The organism is Streptomyces sp. NPDC090108, assembly GCF_044747185.1.
Taxonomy (GTDB): Bacteria; Actinomycetota; Actinomycetes; order Streptomycetales; family Streptomycetaceae; genus Streptomyces.
In genome coordinates, this window is sequence record NZ_JBIVDQ010000001.1 from 306,507 (window position 1) to 326,539 (window position 20,033).

Consider the following 20,033-nt stretch of genomic DNA (forward strand, 5'->3'; position numbering starts at 1 on the left):
CTGGGGCCCCTGCGGCAGTACCGGAACCGGCGCCTGTGGCACGTGTCAGTCGAGCCGGAACATGGCGGCCTGGCCCAACCTGACGGCCGCCTGCTGGAACGTCACGAACCCCGCCGCCTGCGGCGAGAACATGCCCAGACGCGGCTGCGGTTCGGTGATCAACGTCAAGCACCAGTGCTCCGGCGCCACCGTCTGCGTCACGCTCGCCGACTGCGGACCCAACACCCAGATGTGGTGCGGCGAGAAGACCTGCTGCAACGGCACGTGCCGCACCAACCGGGTGATCGACCTCACCCCCGCCGCGTACTCCGCCATCGGCAGCCTCAGTTCCGGGCTGCTCCCCGTCTACATCTACGAGTGAGGAGGACCACCATGACCCAGCGCGAAGGCCTGGACCGGCGCCGGCTGCTGACGGCCGCGGCGCTCGGCGGCGCCACCATCGTGGGCGCCTCCGCACTCGGCGGACTGGACGCGGACGCCGCGTTCGCCGCCCCGATGCCCTCCCTGGACCCCGCGGTCCCGAAGTCGTCGTTCATCGACGGCCGCGTCCGGCAGATCAAGGGCAGCGTCCTCGACGTCGTCGAGTCGGGCGGCGGCCACCGTCTGATCCAGCTCACCAACGCCACCAGCGTGTGGAAGCTGGAGACGGCCACCGCCGGGGACATCGAGCCCGGCGACGGCCTGTACGCGCGGGGCGTCGAGATGCCCGACGGCAGTGTGGCCGCCGACGCGGTGTGGGTGAACATCGTCAACCTCTACGTCACCGTCCGCGGCATCGAGCGGTCCCGGCTCCGGCTGAGCCACGGCCGGAACGCCCTGACCGGCAACATCGTGGCGAAGAGGACCGCCGCCTCCTTCCGCGGCGGCGCCCTCACCTCCGACCTCTCGGCGCTGCGGATCGGGCACCACGCCCAGGTGCTCGGCGCCTGGCGGCCCGCCGACGACAGCGTGGACATCGCCCGTATCAGCGTCGGGCACTGAGCCGGAGGGGCAACTGATGGTCTCGCTCGCTGTGAACCTCGCGCCGCTGCCGCTCGGTGTCCTGCTCGCGCTCACCGGGGCGGGCAAGGCGTTCGGCCGGCAGGCGGCGCGGCAGGCGGCCGGCACCGTGCTGGTCCGGGTCCTGAACGACGGCCGCCGGGCCACGGCCGCGCTGCGGGCCACCGGCGCCGCCGAACTCGTCGTCGCCGCCGGGCTGCTCGCGGCACCGGGCACCACGGTCCCGGGACTCGCGGCGGCCGCTCTCGGGCTCGCGTTCCTGGGATACCTCGGGTACGCGCGCGTCACCGCCCCGGAGTCGTCCTGCGGCTGTACCGCACGGGACGAAGGGCCCGTCACCTGGCGGGCGTTCGTCCGCGCGGGCCTGGTCGTGGCGGGCGGGGCCGCGGCCGCCGGGGCACGGACGTCCTGGTGGCAGCAGGCCGCCGGGCGCCCGGTGGCGTCGGCGGTGTGCCTGGCCGTGGTCGCGGCCGCACTGGCCGCGGTCTCGAAGGACCTGGACGAGCTGTGGCTGGTGCCGCTGCGCAGGACGCGGCTGAGGGTGCTCGGCCATCCGCTCGGCGGCGACCGGGACGTGGAGGTGCCGGTCGCGGCCTCCGTGGAACTGCTGGAGCGCTCCCTGGCGTGGGTGGCCGCGGCGCCCGTCGTGCGCTCGGGACTGATCGACCACTGGGACGCCGACGGCTGGCGCTTCCTGCGCTACGCCGGGGTCCACGGACCCGGGGGCGCGGCGCGCCCGGTCACCGTGCTGTTCGCGGTGGACGCGCGCGCGACCCGGGACACCACCGCGAGTCCCGCGGTCCGCGTCACCCTGATCGACGACCGGACCGACGAGCCCGTGCCCGTGGACCTGCTCGACGGCCTCCCGGGGCGCCCGTCGCTGCCCCTGGCCTGAGCGGGAGGCGGGGTACGGAAAAGGGGGCGGGGCGTCCGCCGGACGCCCCGCCCCCCTCGCTCACCGGTGTCTACTTGGTCCACTCGGCCCAGGACATGTTCCAGCCGTTGAGGCCGTTGGCCGGGTCGACCGTGCGGTCGTGGGAGTGCCGTACGACCACCACGTCGCCGACCATGGAGTGGTTGAAGAACCACGCCGCCGGGACGCTCTTGGAGTAGCCGCCGCGCACGTCGCGCAGACCGACGCAGCCGTGGCTGGCGTTGTAGTTACCGAAGGCGCCGCCGCCCCAGTAGTTGCCGTGGATGAAGGTGCCGGAGTCGGTCAGGCGGATGGCGTGCGGGACGTCCTTGATGTCGTACTCGCCGCCGTAGCCGACGGTCTCGCCGTTCATGCGGGTCACGGCGAGCTTCTCGGTCATGACCATCTGGCCGTTCCAGGTGTCGTAGCCGGGCTTGCCGGTGGTGACCGGGAGGGTCTTGACCGTCCTGCCGTCCTGGGTGACCCTCATCGTGTGCTTCTTGGCGTCCACGTAGGACACCTGGTCGCGGCCGATGGTGAACGTCAGCTTCTTGTGCTGCTTGCCGTAGACGCCGGAGCGGCCCTCGACACCGTCGAGGTCGAGGTCGACCGTGACCTTGGTGCCGGACTTCCAGTACTTCTCCGGGCGGAAGTCGAGGCGGTCGTTGCCGAACCAGTGGCCCTCGACGTCGACGGCCGGCTCGGTCTTGATGCTGATGGCCTTCTCGACGGCCTCGGGGTGGGTGATGCCCCGGGTGAAGCGGACGGAGAACGGCATGCCGACACCGACCGTGGAGCCGTCCTCCGGCGTGAAGTTGCCGACGAAGGTGTTCTTCGGGGTGAGGGTGGTGAACGTGGAGTCCTCGGCGGCCTCCCGGCCGGCGGAGTCCTTCGCGACCGCGTGCACCGTGTACTTGGTGGCCCCGGCCAGGTGGGTCGACGGCGTCCACGCCGCGCCCGATGCGGCGATGGAGCCCGCGACCTCGGTCCCCTTGGCGTCCTTGACGGTGACCTCGGTCAGCTTGCCCTTGGCGACACCGATCTTCAGGGCACCGCTGGTGTCGACGCCCGTGGCCCCGGACTTCGGCGCGATGCTGACGGCCGCCACCGACTGCTCGCTGCGCTGCTTGTCCGAGGACTTGCCCTTGCCGTCGCCCGCGCCGGAGGCGGAATTCCCGCCACCGCCGCACGCGGCGAGGGACAGCACCAGGGCGCCCGCCACGAGCCCCAGCCCCAGCCCCCGACGACCTCTCCGCCGGTCCCCCGCCGGAGCCCCCGATATCGGCCGCACGTTCACGTTGCTCTCCCCTCCAAGGCCTGGTCACAGGCCCGCGCCCCGGCGCGTCACGTGCGCGCACCGAGGCATGTTAACCGCCGGGTTCGGAGCGGGAAGCCCGCCGAATGTCACCGTTCCGTCGCAACTTCGGCCGGCCCCCCTCAGCCGTGAACGCCCGCGATTCAGCAGGTCACTTGAGCACGCTGCCCGCTTTCCACGCCTTCCACGCCATGTTCCATCCTCCGAGCCCGTTGTCGGGTGAGACGGTTTTGTCCTTGCTGTTCACGACCTCGACGACGTCCCCGACCAGGCTCCGGTCGAAGAACCAGCCCGCCGGGGTGTCCGAACCGCCCCCCTTGACGTCCTTGAGTCCCACGCACCCATGGCTCACGTTGACCACGCCCGGGGCGCCGGGCGCCCAGTAGTTGCCGTGCAGGAAGGTGCCGGAGTCGGTGAGCTTCATGGCGTGCGGCACGTCGGGGATGTCGTACTCGCCGCCGAAGCCGACCGTCTGGCTGTTCATGCGGGTGACCTCCAGCATGTCCATCACCACCATCTTCCCGTTGTAGGTGGGATGGTCGGGGGCGCCGGCGGTGATCGGGACGGTGGCGAGCAGCTCGCCGTCCCGGCGCACCTCCATGGTGTGCTTGGCCGCGTCGACCAGGGAGACCTGGCTGCGCCCGACGGTGAACCCGGCCTTCTTGCGCTGGAGCCCGTAGACACCGGGCGCGCCCTCGACGTCCTGGAGCCCGAGGTCGACGGTGACCTCGGTGCCGGGCTTCCAGTAGTGCTCGGGGCGGAAGTCCAGCCGGTTCTTCCCGAACCAGTGCGGCTCGATCCGCACCGGCGGCTTCGCCGTGACCCGCACCGCGCGCTGGACGGCGGCGCGGTCGGTGATGTCGTGGCTGAAGGTGAGGGAGACGATCATCCCGGTGCCGACGACGGAACGGTTCTCGGGGGTGGCGTAGGCGATGAACCGCTGGTCGGGCACGTACGTCGTGAAACTGGAGTGCCGGGCCGCGCGGCGGCCGCGGGCGTCCAGCGCCACCGCGTCGACGGTGTACCGGGCGGCCGTCGCCAGCCGTGCGTCGTCGGGCTCCCAGCTCAGCCCGTCGGCGCTGACGTGCCCCGGGACCGGGGTGTCCCGCGCGTCCTGGGAGCGGACGACGGTCACCTTCTCCAGGCGGCCCCCGGGCACCCGTACCCGCAGCCGCTGCGCCGGGCGGACGCCCTTGCTGCCGTCGCCCGGGGTGACCCGGATGGTGTCCTCGGGGGCCGGGGCCTCGGCCGCGGGCCCCCCTCCCCCCGGCGGGCCGGAGCCGTCCCGGGTGCAGCCGGCGGCCCCCGCCAGCAGTCCCGCCCATGTCACTGCCGCGGCCAGCGCGACCGTCACGCGCCGCGCGCGTCCTTGTACGTGCCTCACGCGGGGTTCAACGACCGGGCCCGCCCCGGGGAAACGTGAGTGCGACGCCCGCACTGGGCAGAACTGTGGAAGGACGACGTGAAGGGGAGCTCCCCACGGGGAGGCCCCGGGCCCGCGCGGAGCCGTCGCGGGCGCGCAGCCGTACCGGCCGGCCGGGTGTGCCGCTGGGCCGAGAGCCCGCACACCCGGCCTTTCGGCACGGCCGGCCGCGCCCCCGTGGCCGAGCCACGAAGAAGAGGGGCGACGGGTGACGAGCGCAGCCGAGCGGCGTACACGGGTCGGGATGCCGGCCGCGGAGAGCGGGCATCCGGCCGCCGCGGTGAACGGCGCCCGCCGCGCCGTGCCACCGGTGCCGCCCGCGTGGCCGGGGACGCCGACGCCGCTGGGCGCCCGGTTCCGGGTGGGTCCCGACGGGGTCGCGGGCACCAACTTCGCCCTGTGGGCGGCCGGCGCGGAGGCGGTCCGGCTGTGCCTGTTCGACGAGGGGGGACGCGAGACGCGGATCCCGCTGACCGAACTGACGCACGAGATCTGGCACGGCTTCGTGCCCGGTGTGATGCCGGGGCAGCGCTACGGCTACCGGGTGGACGGCCGCTGGGACCCCTGGACCGGCGCCCGCTGGAACCCGGCCAAGCTGCTGCTGGACCCGTACGCGCGGGCGGTGGACGGGGACTTCACGCTGCCGCCCGAGGTGTACGGGCATGTGCGGGACTGGCCGGAGCAGTACGTCGCCGACACCGTGCGCGACGAGCGGGACTCGGCGCCGCACGTGCCCAAGGGCGTCGTCGTGCACGACGACGACGACTGGTCCGACGACCGCCGCCCCAAGACGCCGTGGGCGGACTCCGTCATCTACGAGCTGCACGTCAAGGGCTTCACCAGACTCCACCCGGACATCCCCGAGGAGCTGCGCGGCACCTACGCGGGGCTCGCCCACCCGGCCGCGGTCGAGCACCTCGTGCGCCTCGGCGTGACGGCGGTGGAGCTGCTCCCCGTCCACCAGTTCGCCCACGAGGACCACCTGCTGCGCCGCGGCCTCGCCAACTACTGGGGCTACAACTCCATCGGCTACTTCGCCCCGCACGCGGCCTACGCGGCCTCGGGCACGACCGGACAGCAGGTCGGCGAGTTCAAGCGGATGGTCCGCGCGCTGCACGCGGCCGGTATCGAGGTGATCCTCGACGTGGTCTACAACCACACCGCCGAGGCGGGCGAACTGGGGCCCACGCTCTCCCTGAAGGGCATCGACAACCGCGGCTACTACCGGCTCCAGGACGACGCCCGCCGGTACGCCGACTACACCGGCTGCGGCAACACCCTGCACGTGGTCCAGCCGCAGGTGCTGCGCCTGATCACGGACTCGCTGCGGTACTGGGTGACCGAGATGGGCGTGGACGGCTTCCGCTTCGACCTGGCGGCCGCGCTGGCCCGTTCGATGCACGACGTCGACATGCTGTCCCCCTTTCTCGCGGTCATCGCCCAGGACCCGGTGCTGCGCCGGGTCAAGCTCATCGCCGAGCCCTGGGACATCGGCTCGGGCGGCTACCAGGTGGGGGCGTTCCCGCCGCTGTGGACCGAGTGGAACGACCGCTACCGCGACACGGTCCGCGACTTCTGGCGCCACGCGCTGCCCGACGTACGGGAGATGGGCTACCGCCTGTCCGGCTCGTCCGACCTCTACGCCTGGGGCGGGCGCCGCCCCTACGCCTCGGTCAACTTCGTCACCGCGCACGACGGTTTCACCCTGCGCGACCTGGTGTCGTACCAGGACAAGCACAACCGGGACAACGGGGAGAGCAACCGGGACGGCACGAACGACAACCGCTCCTGGAACTGCGGGGCGGAGGGCGAGACGGCCGACGAGGGCGTACGGGCCCTGCGGCGGCGGCAGTTGCGGAACCTGCTGACGACCCTGCTGCTGTCGACCGGGGTGCCGATGCTGGTCGCGGGCGACGAGCTCGGCCGCACCCAGGGCGGCAACAACAACGCCTACTGCCAGGACAACGGGATCAGCTGGCTGGACTGGTCCCTGCTGGACGACCCGGAGTGGCGGCCGCTGTTCGACCTCACCTCGCGGCTGATCGCCCTGCGCCACCGGCACCCGGTACTGCGCCGCCGGGCCTTCTTCTCCGGCCGCGCGCACTCGGCGGACGGACTGCGCGACCTGGCCTGGTTCACCGCCCGGGGCGCGGAGATGACCGAGGGCGACTGGTACGCCCCCGCCGCCACGCTCGGCATGTATCTGTCCGGGCGGGACATCCCGGGCCGGGACGAGCGGGGCGCGCCGGTCCTGGACGACAGTTTCCTCGCCGTGCTCCACGCGGGCGACCGGCCGACGGGCTTCGTCCTGCCGGGGGCGCCGTGGGCGGAGACCTATGAGGTCGTGGTCGACACCTCCCGCGAGGAACAGACCGGGGCACCGGGGACGGTCCACCCGGCGGGCACGGAGATCACGGTGCCGGCCCGGTCGGTCCTGCTGCTGCGCGTCGGCTGAGGGGAGGCGGGGGCGGCTGGGCGCGACCGGGGGAAGCAGGGGGCGCCTGTGGAACGGCCGTGGGGCGGCGCCCGGTGCGCGGCCCGCCCGGTGCGCTCCGGCCCGCGCGGTTCCCGCGCCGGAGCGCGCGCTCCGGCGCCCGTGAACGCGCTGGTGGCGGGTGCGGCGGCGGTCCGTGACGCGGCCAAAAAACTCGGTGGGCGTAGTCCGCGCCGGTCCGTAGGCTCGCGATGATGCCCACGAAACGTGCAACCGCCAAGGACCGTTCCGCCGTCCGCACGCTGCTGAGGCTGTGGCCGTACGTCCGACCCGTCCGCGTCCGGCTGTTCACCGCCGCGTGCGTGGCGGTGGTCGCCTCCTGCACCGGACTGGTGATCCCGCTCGTGCTGAAGTGGATGGTCGACGGCCCCGTGGCCGACCGGGATCCGGCCGGGGTGCGGCTCGGCGCGCTGTACCTGCTGCTGCTCGGCATCGCCGAGGCGGTGCTGTTCGGGATACGGCGCTGGCTGGTGGCCCGGCCGCTGACCCGGGTCGAGGCGGAGATGCGGGCGGGGCTGTACCGGCACCTCCAGCGGCTCCCGGTGGCCTTCCACGACCGCTGGGCGTCCGGCCAGCTGCTGTCGCGGGCCACCACCGACCTGATGCTGCTGCGCATGTTCCTCGCCTTCCCGCTGACCTTCCTGCTGGTCAACGGGGTGACGATCCTCGTCGGCGTCACCGTGATGCTGGTGCAGGACTGGTCGCTCGGGCTCGTCGTCCTCGGACCCGCCGTGCCGGTGCTGTGGACCTGCGTGGTCTTCGAGCGCCGGTACGCCGAGGTCGCGCGGAAGGCGCAGGACCAGGTCGGTGACGTGACGACCCTGGTCGAGGAGAGCGTGCTCGGCATCCGCGTCATCAAGGGATTCGGCCGGCACCGCACCCAGGCGCGGGCGTTCCGCGCGCTGGCGGGCACCCTGCGCGGCACGGAACTGCGCAAGGCCCGGCTGCTGGCCGTCATCTGGGGCGTCATCGTAGCGCTGCCCGAGGTGGCGATCGGGGCGGCGCTGGTGCTGGGCGTCCTCCAGGTGGCGGACGGGGAGCTGTCGGCGGGCACCCTGGTGGCGTTCCTGAGCACGGCGCTCGCGCTGCGCTGGCCGGTGGACTCGATCGGCTTCCTCCTCGCGATGAGCCAGGAGGCGGCCACGGCCACCGAGCGGTACTTCGAGGTGATGGACGAGGCGGCGGAGGACGAGACGGCGCAGGTCCGGCCCCCGAAGGACGGGCGCCCGGAGAACGAGGGTCCGGAGGACGGGTGCCCGGAGGACGGGGCCCCGGAGCGGGGCGCGCCCGCGTCCGCCCTCGCTCCCCCGCCCGAGAAGGGCCTGCGCTTCGAGAACGTCTCCTTCCGCTACCCCGACGCCCCGCCGCACTCCCCGCCCCTCCTCCACCACGTCGACCTCCACATCCGCCCCGGCGAGTCCATGGCCCTGGTCGGGGCGACCGGGACCGGCAAGACCACCCTCACCGCGCTGATCCCGCGTCTGCACGACGTCACGTCCGGCCGTATCACCCTGAACGGCACCGACATCACGGCGATGTCCCGGCAGGAGCTGCGCGCCCGGGTCGCCGTGGCCTTCGAGGAGCCCACCCTGTTCTCCGCGAGCGTCGGCGAGAACGTGCTGATGGGAGCGGGTGAGGACGCCGGTACGGCCGAGCTGGACCGGGCCCTGGCGGTGGCACAGGCCGAGTTCGCGCACGCACTCCCGCAGGGCTCCGGCACCCAGGTCGGCGAACAGGGCCTGAGCCTGTCCGGCGGCCAGCGCCAGCGCCTCGCGCTGGCCCGCGCGGTCGTCGGCCGCCCGGAGTTCCTGGTGCTGGACGATCCGCTGTCCGCCCTGGACGTGCACACGGAGGCGGCCGTGGAGGCCGCGCTGCGGCAGGTGCTGGCGGACACGACGGCGCTGATCGTCGCCCACCGTCCGTCCACGGTGCTGCTCGCCGACCGGGTGGCCCTGCTGTCGGACGGCCGGATCACCGCCGTGGGCACGCACCACGAACTGCTCCGCACCAACGCCGAGTACGCGCATCTGATGTCCGGTGACGGCGACGAGGGGGACCACCGATGACCACGACGACCAGCACCGGTCCCGACGCCGACGAGGACGGTCCGTCCGGTCCCGGGGACCCGGCCCGCGGCGCCCAGGGCGATCCCTTCGACCAGGACGTCCTGCCCACCCCGCCCGGCGCCACAGGCACCCTGCTGCGCTCGCTGCTCGCCCCGATGCGGGGCCGGGTCGTGTTCACCACCGTGCTGCTGCTGTTGCAGCAGGCGGCGGTGCAAGCGGGCCCGCTGCTGGTGGCGTACGCCATCGACGACGCCGTACCGGCGCTGCGCGGCCACGACCGCGGGCCGCTGATCGCGGTCGCCGCCGGCTACCTGCTGTGCGCGCTGACCTCCGGCGGGCTGCAGATCGCGTTCATCGAGACCTCGGCGCGGGTCAGCCAGAATGTGCTGCTGGACCTGCGCGGGCGGATCTTCCGGCACGCGCAGGCGCTCAGCGTCGACTTCCACGAGCGGTACACCTCGGGGCGGCTGATCTCCCGCTCCACGACGGACGTCGAGTCGCTGCGCGAACTCCTCAACGAGGGGCTCCAGGAGCTGGTGACCGTCGTGCTGTCCTTCGTCTTCATCGCGGCGACGCTGCTCTGGCTCGACCTCGGCATCGGCGCCGTCGCGGTGGCCTCCTTCGTGCCGCTGTACCTGCTCGTGCGGCTCTACCGGCGGCGTGCGGGGCGGGTGTTCCGGGCACGGTCGACGGCGATCGCCGCGGTGATCGTGAAGTTCGTGGAGACGATGAACGGCATCCGCCCGGTGCGCGCGTTCCGGCGGGAGGCCGTCAACGACGGCGAGTTCGGGGTGCTGAACGAGCGGCACGCGCGGGTCAACGGCGACGGCCTGCTGGAGATGGCCCGGTACGTGGTCGGCTCCCGGCTGGTGGCGAACACGGCGGTCGCGGGGATGGTGCTGTGGGGCGCCTACCGGGTGGCGACGGGTTCGCTGGCGCTGGGTGTGCTGGCGGCCGCGGTGCTGTACCTGCGCCGGCTGTACGACCCGATCGACCGGCTCGGCATGTTCCTCAACTCCTACCAGTCGGCGGCCGCCTCGCTGGAGAAGATCGCCGGGCTGCTGGCACAGATCCCGTCCGTGCCCGAGCCCCCGGACCCGCGCGAACTGCCCGCGCGGGCGGGGGAGCTGCCCGGCCGCGAGGTGGTCTTCGACCAGGTCCGCTTCGCCTACCGCACCGGCGGCGAGGTCCTCCCCCGCTTCGCCCTCACCGTGCCCGCGGGGCAGACCGTCGCGCTGGTGGGTTCCACGGGCGCGGGCAAGTCGACGCTGGCCAAGCTGCTCGCCCGCTTCTACGACCCCACCGAGGGGCGTGTGCTGCTGGACGGGGTGGACCTGCGCGAGCTGGCGGTGCCCGAGCTGCGGCGCGGGGTGGTGATGGTCACGCAGGAGTCGTTCCTCTTCTCCGGCACGGTCGCGGACAACATCGCGATCGGGCGGCCGGAGGCGACCCGCGCCGAGATCGAGGGCGCGGCCAAGGCGATCGGCGCGCACGACTTCATCGGCGGGCTTCCCGACGGCTACGACACCGACGTGCGCAAGCGCGGTGGTCGCATCTCCGCCGGACAGCGCCAACTGGTCGCCTTCGCACGGGCACTGCTCGCCGATCCCGCCGTGCTGATCCTGGACGAGGCCACCAGCTCGCTGGACATCCCGGGCGAACGGGCCGTGCAGCGCGCGATGTCGACGGTGCTGCGCGGTCGTACCGCCGTCGTGATCGCGCACCGGCTGTCCACGGTGGAGATCGCGGACCGGGTCCTGGTGATGGAGCACGGCCGGATCGTCGAGGACGGCACTCCGGGCGAACTGATCGCCGGCACGGGCCGGTTCGCCGATCTGCACAAGGCCTGGCGGGACAGCCTGGCCTGACGGCACCGGGCCCGCCGACGGCCCGGCACCCGGCCCCGGCCGCCCCGCCTCGGCACCCGGCCCCGGCTGCCGGCGCCGACAGCCGGGGAGAACCTACGGGGAAAGACGGAGCGTGATGATCGACGCGTACGAGGATCCCGGCACGCCCGACCGCCGGGACGGCCGGCGGTACCTGTGGTGGCTGGTGACCCGGCAGCCGGGCCGGGCCGTGGCCGGGGCGGTGCTGAGCAGCGCGTGGATGACGCTGCTGGCGGCGACGCCGTACCTGATGGCGAAGGCGGTCGACGAGGGGCTGGAGCCGGGCGACACGGAGGCGTTGGTGCGGTGGACGGCTGCGCTGTTCGCGGTCGGCTCGCTCAACGCGTGGCTGAGCATCATGCGGCACCGCACGATGACCCGGGTGCGGCTGGACGCCAACTTCCGGACGGTGAAGGTCGTCGTGCGGCACGCGGTACGGCTGGGGGCCGTGCTGCCGCTGCGGACGGGGGCCGGGGAGGTGGTCACCATCGGTGTCGGCGACGTGCAGACGATCGCCGGCGCGCTGAGGGTGGTCGGACCCGGCATCGGGGCGCTGCTGTCCTGTTTCGTGGTCGCGGGGCTGCTGCTGTCGGTCTCGACGCGGCTGGCCGTGGTGGTGCTCGCCGGGGTGCCGCTGATGGGCCTGCTCCTCGCACCGCTGATGAAGCGGCTGCGCCGGGCGGAGACCGAGTACCGCGAGCGCCAGGGGGTGCTGACCGCGCGGATCGGGGACCTCGCGGGCGGTCTGCGCGTCCTGGGCGGCCTCGGCGGCAAGGGCCTGGTCGGGGACTCCTTCCGCCGGGACTCGGGGCGGCTGCGCGCGCAGGGGTACCGGGTCGGCGCGGTGACGAGCTGGGTCCAGGCGCTGGGCGCCGGACTGCCGGCCCTGTTCCTGGCTCTGGTGACCTGGCTCGCGGCGCGGATGGCGGCCCGCGGGGAGATCACCGTGGGCGAACTGGTCTCGGTGTACGGCTATGTCGCCGTGCTCGCCGGGTGGCCGGTGGCCATGCTGATCGACGGCGCCTACTACATCAGCCGGGGCGTGGTGGCCGCGGAGCGCGTCGTACGGCTGCTGCGGATCGAGCCCGCGCCGGAGGCCGGCACCGCCGACCCCCCGGCCGAGCCGTCGGTGCTGCACGATCCCGAGTCGGGTGTGCGGGTGCCGCCCGGCGGGCTGACCGCGCTGGCCGGGGCGCGGCCCGCGGACGCGGCGGCGGTGGTGGACCGGCTCGGCCGGTACGCGCCCTCGGAGGTGACCTGGGGCGAGGTCCGTCTGGGGGACGTCCCGCTGCCACGGGTGAGGGAACGGATCCTGGTGGCCGACCCCGAGGCCGACCTGTTCGCGGGGCCGCTGCGGGAGGTCGTCGGCGGGCGCGGGGAGCCGGACGAGGCGGACCTGGCGCATGCCCTGCGCGCGGCCGGGGCCGACGAGATCGTGCGGGGGCTGCCGGACGGCCTCGGCACCCGGGTGGCGGCCCAGGGCCGCAGCCTGTCGGGCGGCCAGCGGCAACGCGTGCGGCTGGTGCGGGCGTTGCTGGCCGCTCCGGAGGTGCTGCTCGCCGTCGAGCCGACGTCCGCGCTCGACGCGCACACCGAGGCCCTGGTCGCAGGGCGGCTGCGCGAAGCGCGCGCGGGCCGTACGACCGTGGTGACGAGCACCTCCCCGCTCGTCCTCGGCCACGCGGACACCGTGCACTACCTGGTGGACGGCAAGGTCGCGGCGACCGGGAGCCACCGTGAACTGCTCGCCGGGGAACCGGGCTACCGGGCACTGGTCGCCCGGGAAGCGGCCCAGGAGGCCGAGCAGGCCGAGCAGGCCGAGCAGGCCGACGGACAGGCCCACGAACAGGAAGACGGGCAGGCCGACGGGCAGGAAGACGGACAGCACCGTCGGCCGGACAGCGGGCCTGACCGCGGCACGGGCGGCGGCGTGGACAGCCCGCCGGAACGCGGCACAAGCGGCGGCACGGTCGTCGCAGCGGACAGCGGCACGGTCGCCGCGGCGGGCGGCGCCCCGGTCGCCGGCGCGGAGGGAGCGGCATGACGGACGGAAGGCTTCCGGTCGCCGGGGCCGCGGACGTACGGCGGGCCTCCCTGCGGCTGCTGCGCGCCGACCGCGGGGCCTTCGCGGCCGTCCTGGCGCTGAACGCCGCGGCGGCGGGGGCGGGGCTGGCGGGCCCGTGGCTGGTCGGGCGGATCGTGGACGCGGTGCGCTCCGGGAGCGGGGTCGCGGCGGTGGACCGGCTGGCTCCGGCCATTCTGCTGTGCTCGGCCGCGCAGTTGCTGCTGGCGCGCTGGGCGCGGTACACCGGGCACCGCTTCGGGGAACGGACGCTGGCCCGGGTGCGCGAGGAGTTCGTCGACCGGGCGCTGGCGCTGCCCGCGTCGGTGGTCGAGCGGGCGGGCACCGGCGACCTGACCGCGCGGGGCACCGCCGATGTGACGGCCGTCGGCACCACGCTGCGCGACGCGGGCCCGGAGATCCTGGTCCAGGGGGTACAGGCGCTGTTCCTGCTCGGCGCGGTGTTCCTCATCGACCCGCTGCTCGGTGCCGTCGGGACGGTGGGCCTGGTCCCGGTCTCGGTCGCGGTGCGCTGGTACCTGCGGCGGGCGCGGACGGCGTACCTCGCCGAGGGCGCGGCCACCTCGGACGTCGCCGAGACCCTCGCGGCGACGGCGTCCGGCGCGCGGACGGTCGAGGCGTTCCGGCTGGCGGACCGGCGGGTCGCCGCCGGCGGCGAGGCGCTGGAGACGTCGCTGCGCACCCGTCTGCACACGCTGTACCTGCGTACCGTCTTCTTCCCCGCGGTCGAGGTGTCGTATCTGCTGCCGGTGGCCGGGGTGCTGCTGATCGGCGGGGCGCTGCACGCGCGGGGCACGGTGAGTCTCGGCGCGGTGGTGGCGGCGGGCCTGTATCTGCGGCAGTTCAGCGAGCCGCTGGACGCGGTCCTGGTACGGGTGGAGCAACTCCAGTCCAGCGGTGCCTCCTTCGCCCGGGTGGAGGGTCTGGCCGGTGCCCCGCGGGCGGTGCCGCCGGCCGGGGAGGCGGTGCCGGACGGCGACCGCGTCGACGTCACCGGCGTCCGCTACGGCTACGGGGACGGCCGGGAGGTGCTGCGGGGTGTCGGTCTGAGCGTCCGGCCCGGCGAACGGCTCGCCGTGGTCGGTCCGTCCGGCGCGGGCAAGACGACCCTCAGCCGGCTGATCGCGGGGATCGACCGTCCCGGCGCGGGCGCGGTGACGGTGGGCGGCGTGCCGGTGACCGCGCTGACACCGGAGCGGCTGCGCCGCCAGGTGGTGCTGGTCACCCAGGAGCACCATGTGTTCCTGGGTACGGTCCGGGACAATCTGCTGATCGCCGAACCGGAGGCCACGGACGAGGAGTTGTGGCGGGCGCTGGCCGTCGTGGGCGCCGACGACTGGGTACGCGGGCTGCCGGACGGGCTCGGCACCCGCCTCGGCCCGGGCGCGCCGCCCGGCGGTCCGGGTCCGGCGCGGGCGGTCACGGCCTCCCCCGCCGACGGCTCGCGGGCCCAGCAACTGGCGCTGGCCCGCGTGGTGCTGGCCGACCCGCACACCCTCGTCCTCGACGAGGCGACCGCGCTGCTCGACCCCGCGACCGCCCGCCACGCCGAGCGCGCGCTCGCCGCGGTCCTTCAGGGCCGTACGGTCATCGCCATCGCCCACCGCCTGCACACGGCCCACGACGCGGACCGGGTGGCGGTCATGGAGGACGGCCTGGTCACCGAACTGGGCACGCACGACGACCTGGTGGCGGCCGGCGGGGCGTACGCCGCGCTGTGGCGGACCTGGCACGGGGACGGCACGCCGGACCGCAGCGGCTGAGCGGGTCCGGCGGACCGGCGCGCGGCGGGGTGACGCCTTCCGCTCCCACCGCCGGCGCGTCACCGCGCGCGTCCCCTCAAGTACGTCCAGCCGCACCCGTGTCCTGGCGGCACGTCCGGCCCACGGGCCGCCCCATGAGGCACCGTTCGTCGCAATCGTGCCCCGTTTTACAAACATTTCGCATATCGAACATGAATATCCGATCAACGAACGATTTCCGGCCAAGTTCATGACGCGCTCCTGACAGGAGCAGTGATCACCTGCCACTCTTCCCACGGCCGGCTCACAGCAACCCCACACCACGTTCACGTGTGGGCCGGGCCGGCTTTCCGTACGCGAGTTCCCGCACCTCCCTGTTCTGCCCGGACGGCCCAACCCACCGCCCGGTCTCCCCTGGCCGCGCCGGGCGCGGTCATGCAGAAGGAGTCAGTGTTGAACAGCAGTTCTCGCAGACGCACCTCCCACACCTCGCACCGTCGTACCGCTGCCGTCGCCCTGGCCGGCGTGGCCGCGCTGGTCGCCGTCGCCGTGCAGTCCGGCGCCGCGAGCGCCGCCCCCGCGCAGCCCCGTACCGGCAAGATCGACACGGCCCACACGGCCGTCAGGCTCACCGCCTCGCAGCGCGCGGAGCTGATACGCGACGCCGACGCGGCCAAGGCGACGACGGCCCGGTCGATCGGTCTCGGCGCGAAGGAGAAGCTGGCGGTCAAGGACGTCGTCAAGGACGCCGACGGCACCCTGCACACCCGCTACGAGCGCACCTACGCCGGACTGCCGGTCCTCGGCGGCGACCTGATCGTCGACACCGCCAAGTCGGGCGCGACGAAGAAGGTCGTCAAGGCCAACGGCGCCACGCTGAAGGTGGCCGGCCTGACCCCGGCCGTGGCGAAGGGCGCGGCCGAGAAGCAGGCCGTGCAGGCGGCGAAGACCCTCGGCGGGACCAAGTCCGCCGCGGACAGCGTCCGCAAGGTCATCTGGGCCGGCTCCGGCAAGCCCGTCCTCGCCTACGAGACGGTCGTCGGCGGCCTCCAGGACGACGGCACCCCGAACCAGCTGCACGTCATCACCGACGCCGCGACCGGCAAGAAGCTCTTCGAGTACCAGGGCATCCAGACCGGCATCGGCAACACCGAGTACAGCGGCCAGGTGACGCTGACGACGACCCAGTCGGGGTCGAACTTCACGCTCACCGACGGGGCGCGCGGCGGCCACAAGACGTACAACCTGAACCACGGCACGTCCGGCACCGGCACGCTGTTCTCGCAGACCAGCGACACCTGGGGCAACGGCACCACGTCCAACGCCGCCACCGCGGGCGCCGACGCGCACTACGGCGCCGCCGTGACGTGGGACTTCTACAAGAACACCTTCGGCCGCAGCGGCATCAAGAACAACGGTGTCGGCGCCTACTCCCGCGTGCACTACGGCAATTCGTACGTGAACGCGTTCTGGGACGACAGCTGCTTCTGCATGACCTACGGCGACGGCTCGGGCAACGCCGACCCGCTGACCTCGCTGGACGTGGCGGGCCATGAGATGAGCCACGGCGTCACGTCCAACACCGCGGGCCTCAACTACAGCGGTGAGTCCGGCGGCCTGAACGAGGCCACCTCCGACATCTTCGGCACCGGCGTCGAGTTCTACGCCGCCAACTCCTCCGACGTCGGCGACTACCTCATCGGCGAGAAGATCAACATCAACGGCGACGGCACCCCGCTGCGCTACATGGACAAGCCCAGCAAGGACGGCGGCTCCGCCGACTACTGGTCCTCCAGCGTCGGCGGCCTGGACGTGCACTACTCGTCCGGCGTCGCCAACCACTTCTTCTACCTGCTGAGCGAGGGCAGCGGCGCCAAGGTGATCAACGGCGTCAGCTACAACTCGCCCACGAAGGACGGGCTTCCGGTCACCGGCATCGGCCGGGACAAGGCGCTGCAGATCTGGTACCGGGCGCTGACCACGAAGTTCACGTCCACCACCAACTACGCGGGCGCCCGCACCGGCACCCTCGCGGCGGCCGGTGAGCTGTACGGCACCACGAGCGCCGAGTACAAGGCCGTGCAGGACGCCTGGGCGGCCGTCGCGGTCGGCACCCGCTCGGGCGGCAGCACCGGGACGTCGTACTCGACCACCACTCCGGTCTCGATCCCGGACAACGGGCCCGCGGTCACCTCGTCGATCACGGTCTCCGGCCGGACCGGGAACGCGCCGTCCAACCTTCTGGTGACGCCGAATATCAGCCACACGTGGCGCGGCGACCTGGTGGTCGACCTGGTCGGCCCGTCGGGCACCTCGTACCGGCTGAAGAACTCGAGCTCCGGCGACTCGGCGGACGACGTCACCGACACCTACACGGTGAACGCCTCGGCCGAGCCGGCCAACGGGACCTGGAAACTCAAGGTTCAGGACGTGGCCTCGCAGGACGTCGGCACCATCAACGGCTGGACCATCACCTTCCCGTAGCCCACGGGCCGCGGGGGCGGAGCCAGGGTGCCGTCCGGGAGGTGCGATTCCCCGGGCGGCACCCGTTCACAGCCCCGCAACATTCACCGGCAGTTCACTTTCGGCCAACATCACAGCAGGGTCATGACATGTACGCGTCCCTGGTGTCACTCTCTCTCCACCCGCCGCAGCAGCACAGCAACTTCACCACCCAGATCGCCGGCCAGTAACCCCACACCGACCGGCTCTCCCCCACATGAAGGAGCTTCTGTGAGCCCCCTCTACGCGCGTCGCAACCGCACCACTCTCGCCATCGCCACCGCGGTCGCCGCAGGTGCCCTGCTCTCCACCGGCCTGTCCACCAGCGCCACCGCCCAGCCCACCGCCGCGGCCAAGCCCCTCTCGGCCGCCCCCACCGCGCTGTCGGCCTCGGCCCGCACCACGCTGATCCAGCAGGCGCAGTCCGGCGCGTCCGAGACCGCCCGCTCCATAGGCCTCGGCGCCAAGGAGAAGCTGGTCGTCAAGGACGTCGTCAAGGACGTCGACGGCACCGTCCACACCCGCTACGAGCGCACCTACGCCGGACTCCCGGTGCTCGGCGGCGACCTGGTCGTCCACACCGCCAAGTCGGGCCGTACGGAGGGCGTCACCAAGGCCGCCAAGTCGGCGATCAAGGTGGCCTCGCTCAAGCCGCAGATCACCGCCGCCAAGGCGGAGAAGCAGGCGCTGAGCGCCGCCAGAACTCTGGGCTCCGCCAAGTCCGCCTCGGACGGCGCGCGCAAGGTGATCTGGGCCGGCTCCGGCAAGCCCGTCCTCGCCTACGAGACGATCGTCGGCGGCCTCCAGGACGACGGCACCCCGAACCAGCTGCACGTCATCACCGACGCCGCGACCGGCAAGAAGCTCTTCGAGTACCAGGGCATCGAGACCGGCACCGGCAAGACGCTGTACTCGGGCACCGTCAGCCTCAACACCACGCTGTCGGGCTCGACGTACCAGCTGACCGACGGCACGCGCGGCGGGCACAAGACGTACAACAAGTCGCACACCACGACCTCCAGCGCCGGCACCCTGTTCACCGACGCGGACGACGTCTGGGGCACCGGTACCGCCTCCAGCTCGACCACGGACCAGACGGCCGCGGCCGACGCCGCCTACGGCGCCCAGGAGACCTGGGACTTCTACAAGAACACCTTCGGCCGCAGCGGCATCAAGAACAACGGTGTCGGCGCCTACTCCCGCGTCCACTACGGCAACCAGTACGTGAACGCGTTCTGGGACGACAGCTGCTTCTGCATGACCTACGGCGACGGCAGCGGCAACAACCACCCGCTGACCTCGCTGGACGTGGCGGGCCACGAGATGAGCCACGGTGTCACCTCCAACACCGCCGGCCTCAACTACAGCGGTGAGTCCGGCGGTCTGAACGAGGCCACCTCCGACATCTTCGGCACCGGCGTCGAGTTCTACGCCGCCAACTCCTCCGACGTCGGTGACTACCTCATCGGCGAGAAGATCAACATCAACGGCGACGGCACCCCGCTGCGCTACATGGACAAGCCCAGCAAGGACGGCGGCTCCGCCGACAGCTGGTCCTCCGGCGTCGGCAACCTCGACGTGCACTACTCGTCCGGCGTCGCCAACCACTTCTTCTACCTGCTGAGCGAGGGCAGCGGCGCCAAGACCATCAACGGCGTCAGCTACAACTCCCCGACGTCCAACGGCTCCACCGTCACCGGCATCGGCCGCGCCAAGGCGCTGCAGATCTGGTACAAGGCGCTGACGACGTACTTCACGTCGACCACCAACTACAAGTCGGCCCGCACCGGCACCCTGTCCGCGGCGGCCGCGCTGTACGGCTCCGGCAGCGCCGAGTACAACGCGGTGGCGGCGGCCTGGTCGGCGGTCAACGTCTCGTAGCGGCCGCGTGAGGGCCGAGCCGTGGCCGCGTGAGGTCCTGGCAGTGGCCGAGTAGCTGCGGTGGGGCGGTACCCGGGAGGAGCAGGTTCCGGGTACCGCCCTACTCTTGTGAACCATGTCCTCGGCGCCCTTCACCTACGAGCCGGTCGGCGCGACCCACGGTGACCTGACGTTCTGCCCGCCCGGCTTCCGTCCCCTGTTCGTCCGCACCCGCCTCGGCGAGGGCCAGGAACTCTTCCGGCGGGCCGCGGACGCGGTCCTCACCTGGGAGATGCACCGCGCGCTGGGCGTCGGCATCGACAGCTCCGCCGACCGCGCCGCCCCCGACGTCGACGTCACCGTCACGCTGGCCGGCATCGTCCGGGCCCCCTGCCGTGTCGTCTGGACCGTCGAGGAGGACCGCCGCGCGGGCTGGGCCTACGGCACCCTCGCCGGCCACCCCGAGTCCGGCGAGGAGGCCTTCGTGGTCGACCGCACCGGCGACGGCACGGTCTGGCTGACGGTGGCGGCCTTCAGCCGCGCCCACCGGTGGTACGCCCGGGCGGGCGGCGCGGCGACCCGTGGTCTGCAGCACGCGTACGCCCGCCGCTGCGGCACCGTGCTGAAGCGGCTGACCGCGCATCTGCGGGAGGACTGAGCGGCAGGTCCGGGCACGGCGCCGCGTCCGCACGGCGCCGCGTCCGCGGGCGTCACCACGTCACCGGCTCAGCCCGCCACCCGGTCACCGCG

Annotated in this window: 13 protein-coding genes; 11 read left to right on the forward strand and 2 right to left on the reverse strand. The window is 73.1% G+C overall.

Going from position 1 to position 20,033, the window contains the following annotated elements:
* The first annotated feature begins 61 nt into the window (after window positions 1–61).
* Genes ACIPRD_RS01335 through ACIPRD_RS01345 form a run of 3 tightly spaced genes read left to right on the forward strand, consistent with a single transcriptional unit; the run spans window position 62 to window position 1,894 of the window.
* The gene (locus ACIPRD_RS01335; RefSeq protein ID WP_356403892.1) at window positions 62–361 is read left to right on the forward strand and encodes an RlpA-like double-psi beta-barrel domain-containing protein; all 300 of its coding nucleotides are present in this window, start codon (window positions 62–64) and stop codon (window positions 359–361) included.
* 11 nt (window positions 362–372) lie between these two features.
* Window positions 373–981 (forward strand): cell wall protein, encoded by a 609-nt coding sequence (locus ACIPRD_RS01340; RefSeq protein ID WP_356403889.1) that lies wholly within the window; start codon window positions 373–375, stop codon window positions 979–981.
* Between the two features lie 16 nt (window positions 982–997).
* Window positions 998–1,894, forward strand: a complete 897-nt coding sequence (locus ACIPRD_RS01345; RefSeq protein ID WP_401558949.1) for a MauE/DoxX family redox-associated membrane protein — start codon at window positions 998–1,000, stop codon at window positions 1,892–1,894.
* A 70-nt stretch (window positions 1,895–1,964) separates the two neighbouring features.
* Here ACIPRD_RS01345 and ACIPRD_RS01350 read toward each other — a convergent pair whose 3' ends face one another.
* Both ACIPRD_RS01350 and ACIPRD_RS01355 read right to left on the reverse strand, forming a co-directional pair.
* Window positions 1,965–3,209 carry an Ig-like domain-containing protein gene (locus ACIPRD_RS01350; protein WP_401558952.1) on the reverse strand — a complete coding sequence of 415 codons (1,245 nt, stop codon included), beginning with the start codon at window positions 3,207–3,209 and terminating at the stop codon, window positions 1,965–1,967.
* Window positions 3,210–3,378: 169 nt separating this feature from the next.
* A complete protein-coding gene (locus ACIPRD_RS01355; protein WP_401558955.1) occupies window positions 3,379–4,611 on the reverse strand; it encodes an Ig-like domain-containing protein in 1,233 nt (410 codons plus the stop codon).
* 247 nt (window positions 4,612–4,858) lie between these two features.
* Between ACIPRD_RS01355 and glgX the strand changes: the two genes are divergently transcribed.
* The 8 genes from glgX (at window position 4,859) to ACIPRD_RS01395 (ending at window position 19,941) form a co-directional block, all read left to right on the forward strand.
* Entirely contained in the window at window positions 4,859–7,105 is a 2,247-nt protein-coding gene (gene glgX / locus ACIPRD_RS01360; RefSeq protein WP_401558958.1) for a glycogen debranching protein GlgX, read from the forward strand.
* Between the two features lie 233 nt (window positions 7,106–7,338).
* Entirely contained in the window at window positions 7,339–9,210 is a 1,872-nt protein-coding gene (locus ACIPRD_RS01365) for an ABC transporter ATP-binding protein (RefSeq protein ID WP_401558960.1), read from the forward strand.
* Window positions 9,207–11,078 (forward strand): ABC transporter ATP-binding protein, encoded by a 1,872-nt coding sequence (locus ACIPRD_RS01370; RefSeq protein WP_401558962.1) that lies wholly within the window; start codon window positions 9,207–9,209, stop codon window positions 11,076–11,078. The genes ACIPRD_RS01365 and ACIPRD_RS01370 overlap by 4 nt, the downstream gene beginning before the upstream one ends.
* A gap of 115 nt (window positions 11,079–11,193) precedes the next feature.
* Window positions 11,194–13,140 (forward strand): ABC transporter ATP-binding protein, encoded by a 1,947-nt coding sequence (locus ACIPRD_RS01375; RefSeq protein WP_401558965.1) that lies wholly within the window; start codon window positions 11,194–11,196, stop codon window positions 13,138–13,140.
* The gene (locus ACIPRD_RS01380; protein WP_401558968.1) at window positions 13,137–14,942 is read left to right on the forward strand and encodes an ABC transporter ATP-binding protein; all 1,806 of its coding nucleotides are present in this window, start codon (window positions 13,137–13,139) and stop codon (window positions 14,940–14,942) included. The genes ACIPRD_RS01375 and ACIPRD_RS01380 overlap by 4 nt, the downstream gene beginning before the upstream one ends.
* A gap of 429 nt (window positions 14,943–15,371) precedes the next feature.
* Window positions 15,372–17,405, forward strand: coding sequence for a M4 family metallopeptidase (locus tag ACIPRD_RS01385; protein WP_356404348.1), 2,034 nt, complete (start codon window positions 15,372–15,374; stop codon window positions 17,403–17,405).
* A 249-nt stretch (window positions 17,406–17,654) separates the two neighbouring features.
* Window positions 17,655–19,304: a M4 family metallopeptidase gene (locus ACIPRD_RS01390; RefSeq protein WP_401558971.1), complete on the forward strand. Its 1,650-nt coding sequence runs from the start codon at window positions 17,655–17,657 to the stop codon at window positions 19,302–19,304.
* A gap of 115 nt (window positions 19,305–19,419) precedes the next feature.
* Window positions 19,420–19,941 carry a DUF1990 domain-containing protein gene (locus ACIPRD_RS01395; protein ID WP_356403865.1) on the forward strand — a complete coding sequence of 174 codons (522 nt, stop codon included), beginning with the start codon at window positions 19,420–19,422 and terminating at the stop codon, window positions 19,939–19,941.
* The last annotated feature ends 92 nt before the right edge of the window (window positions 19,942–20,033 follow it).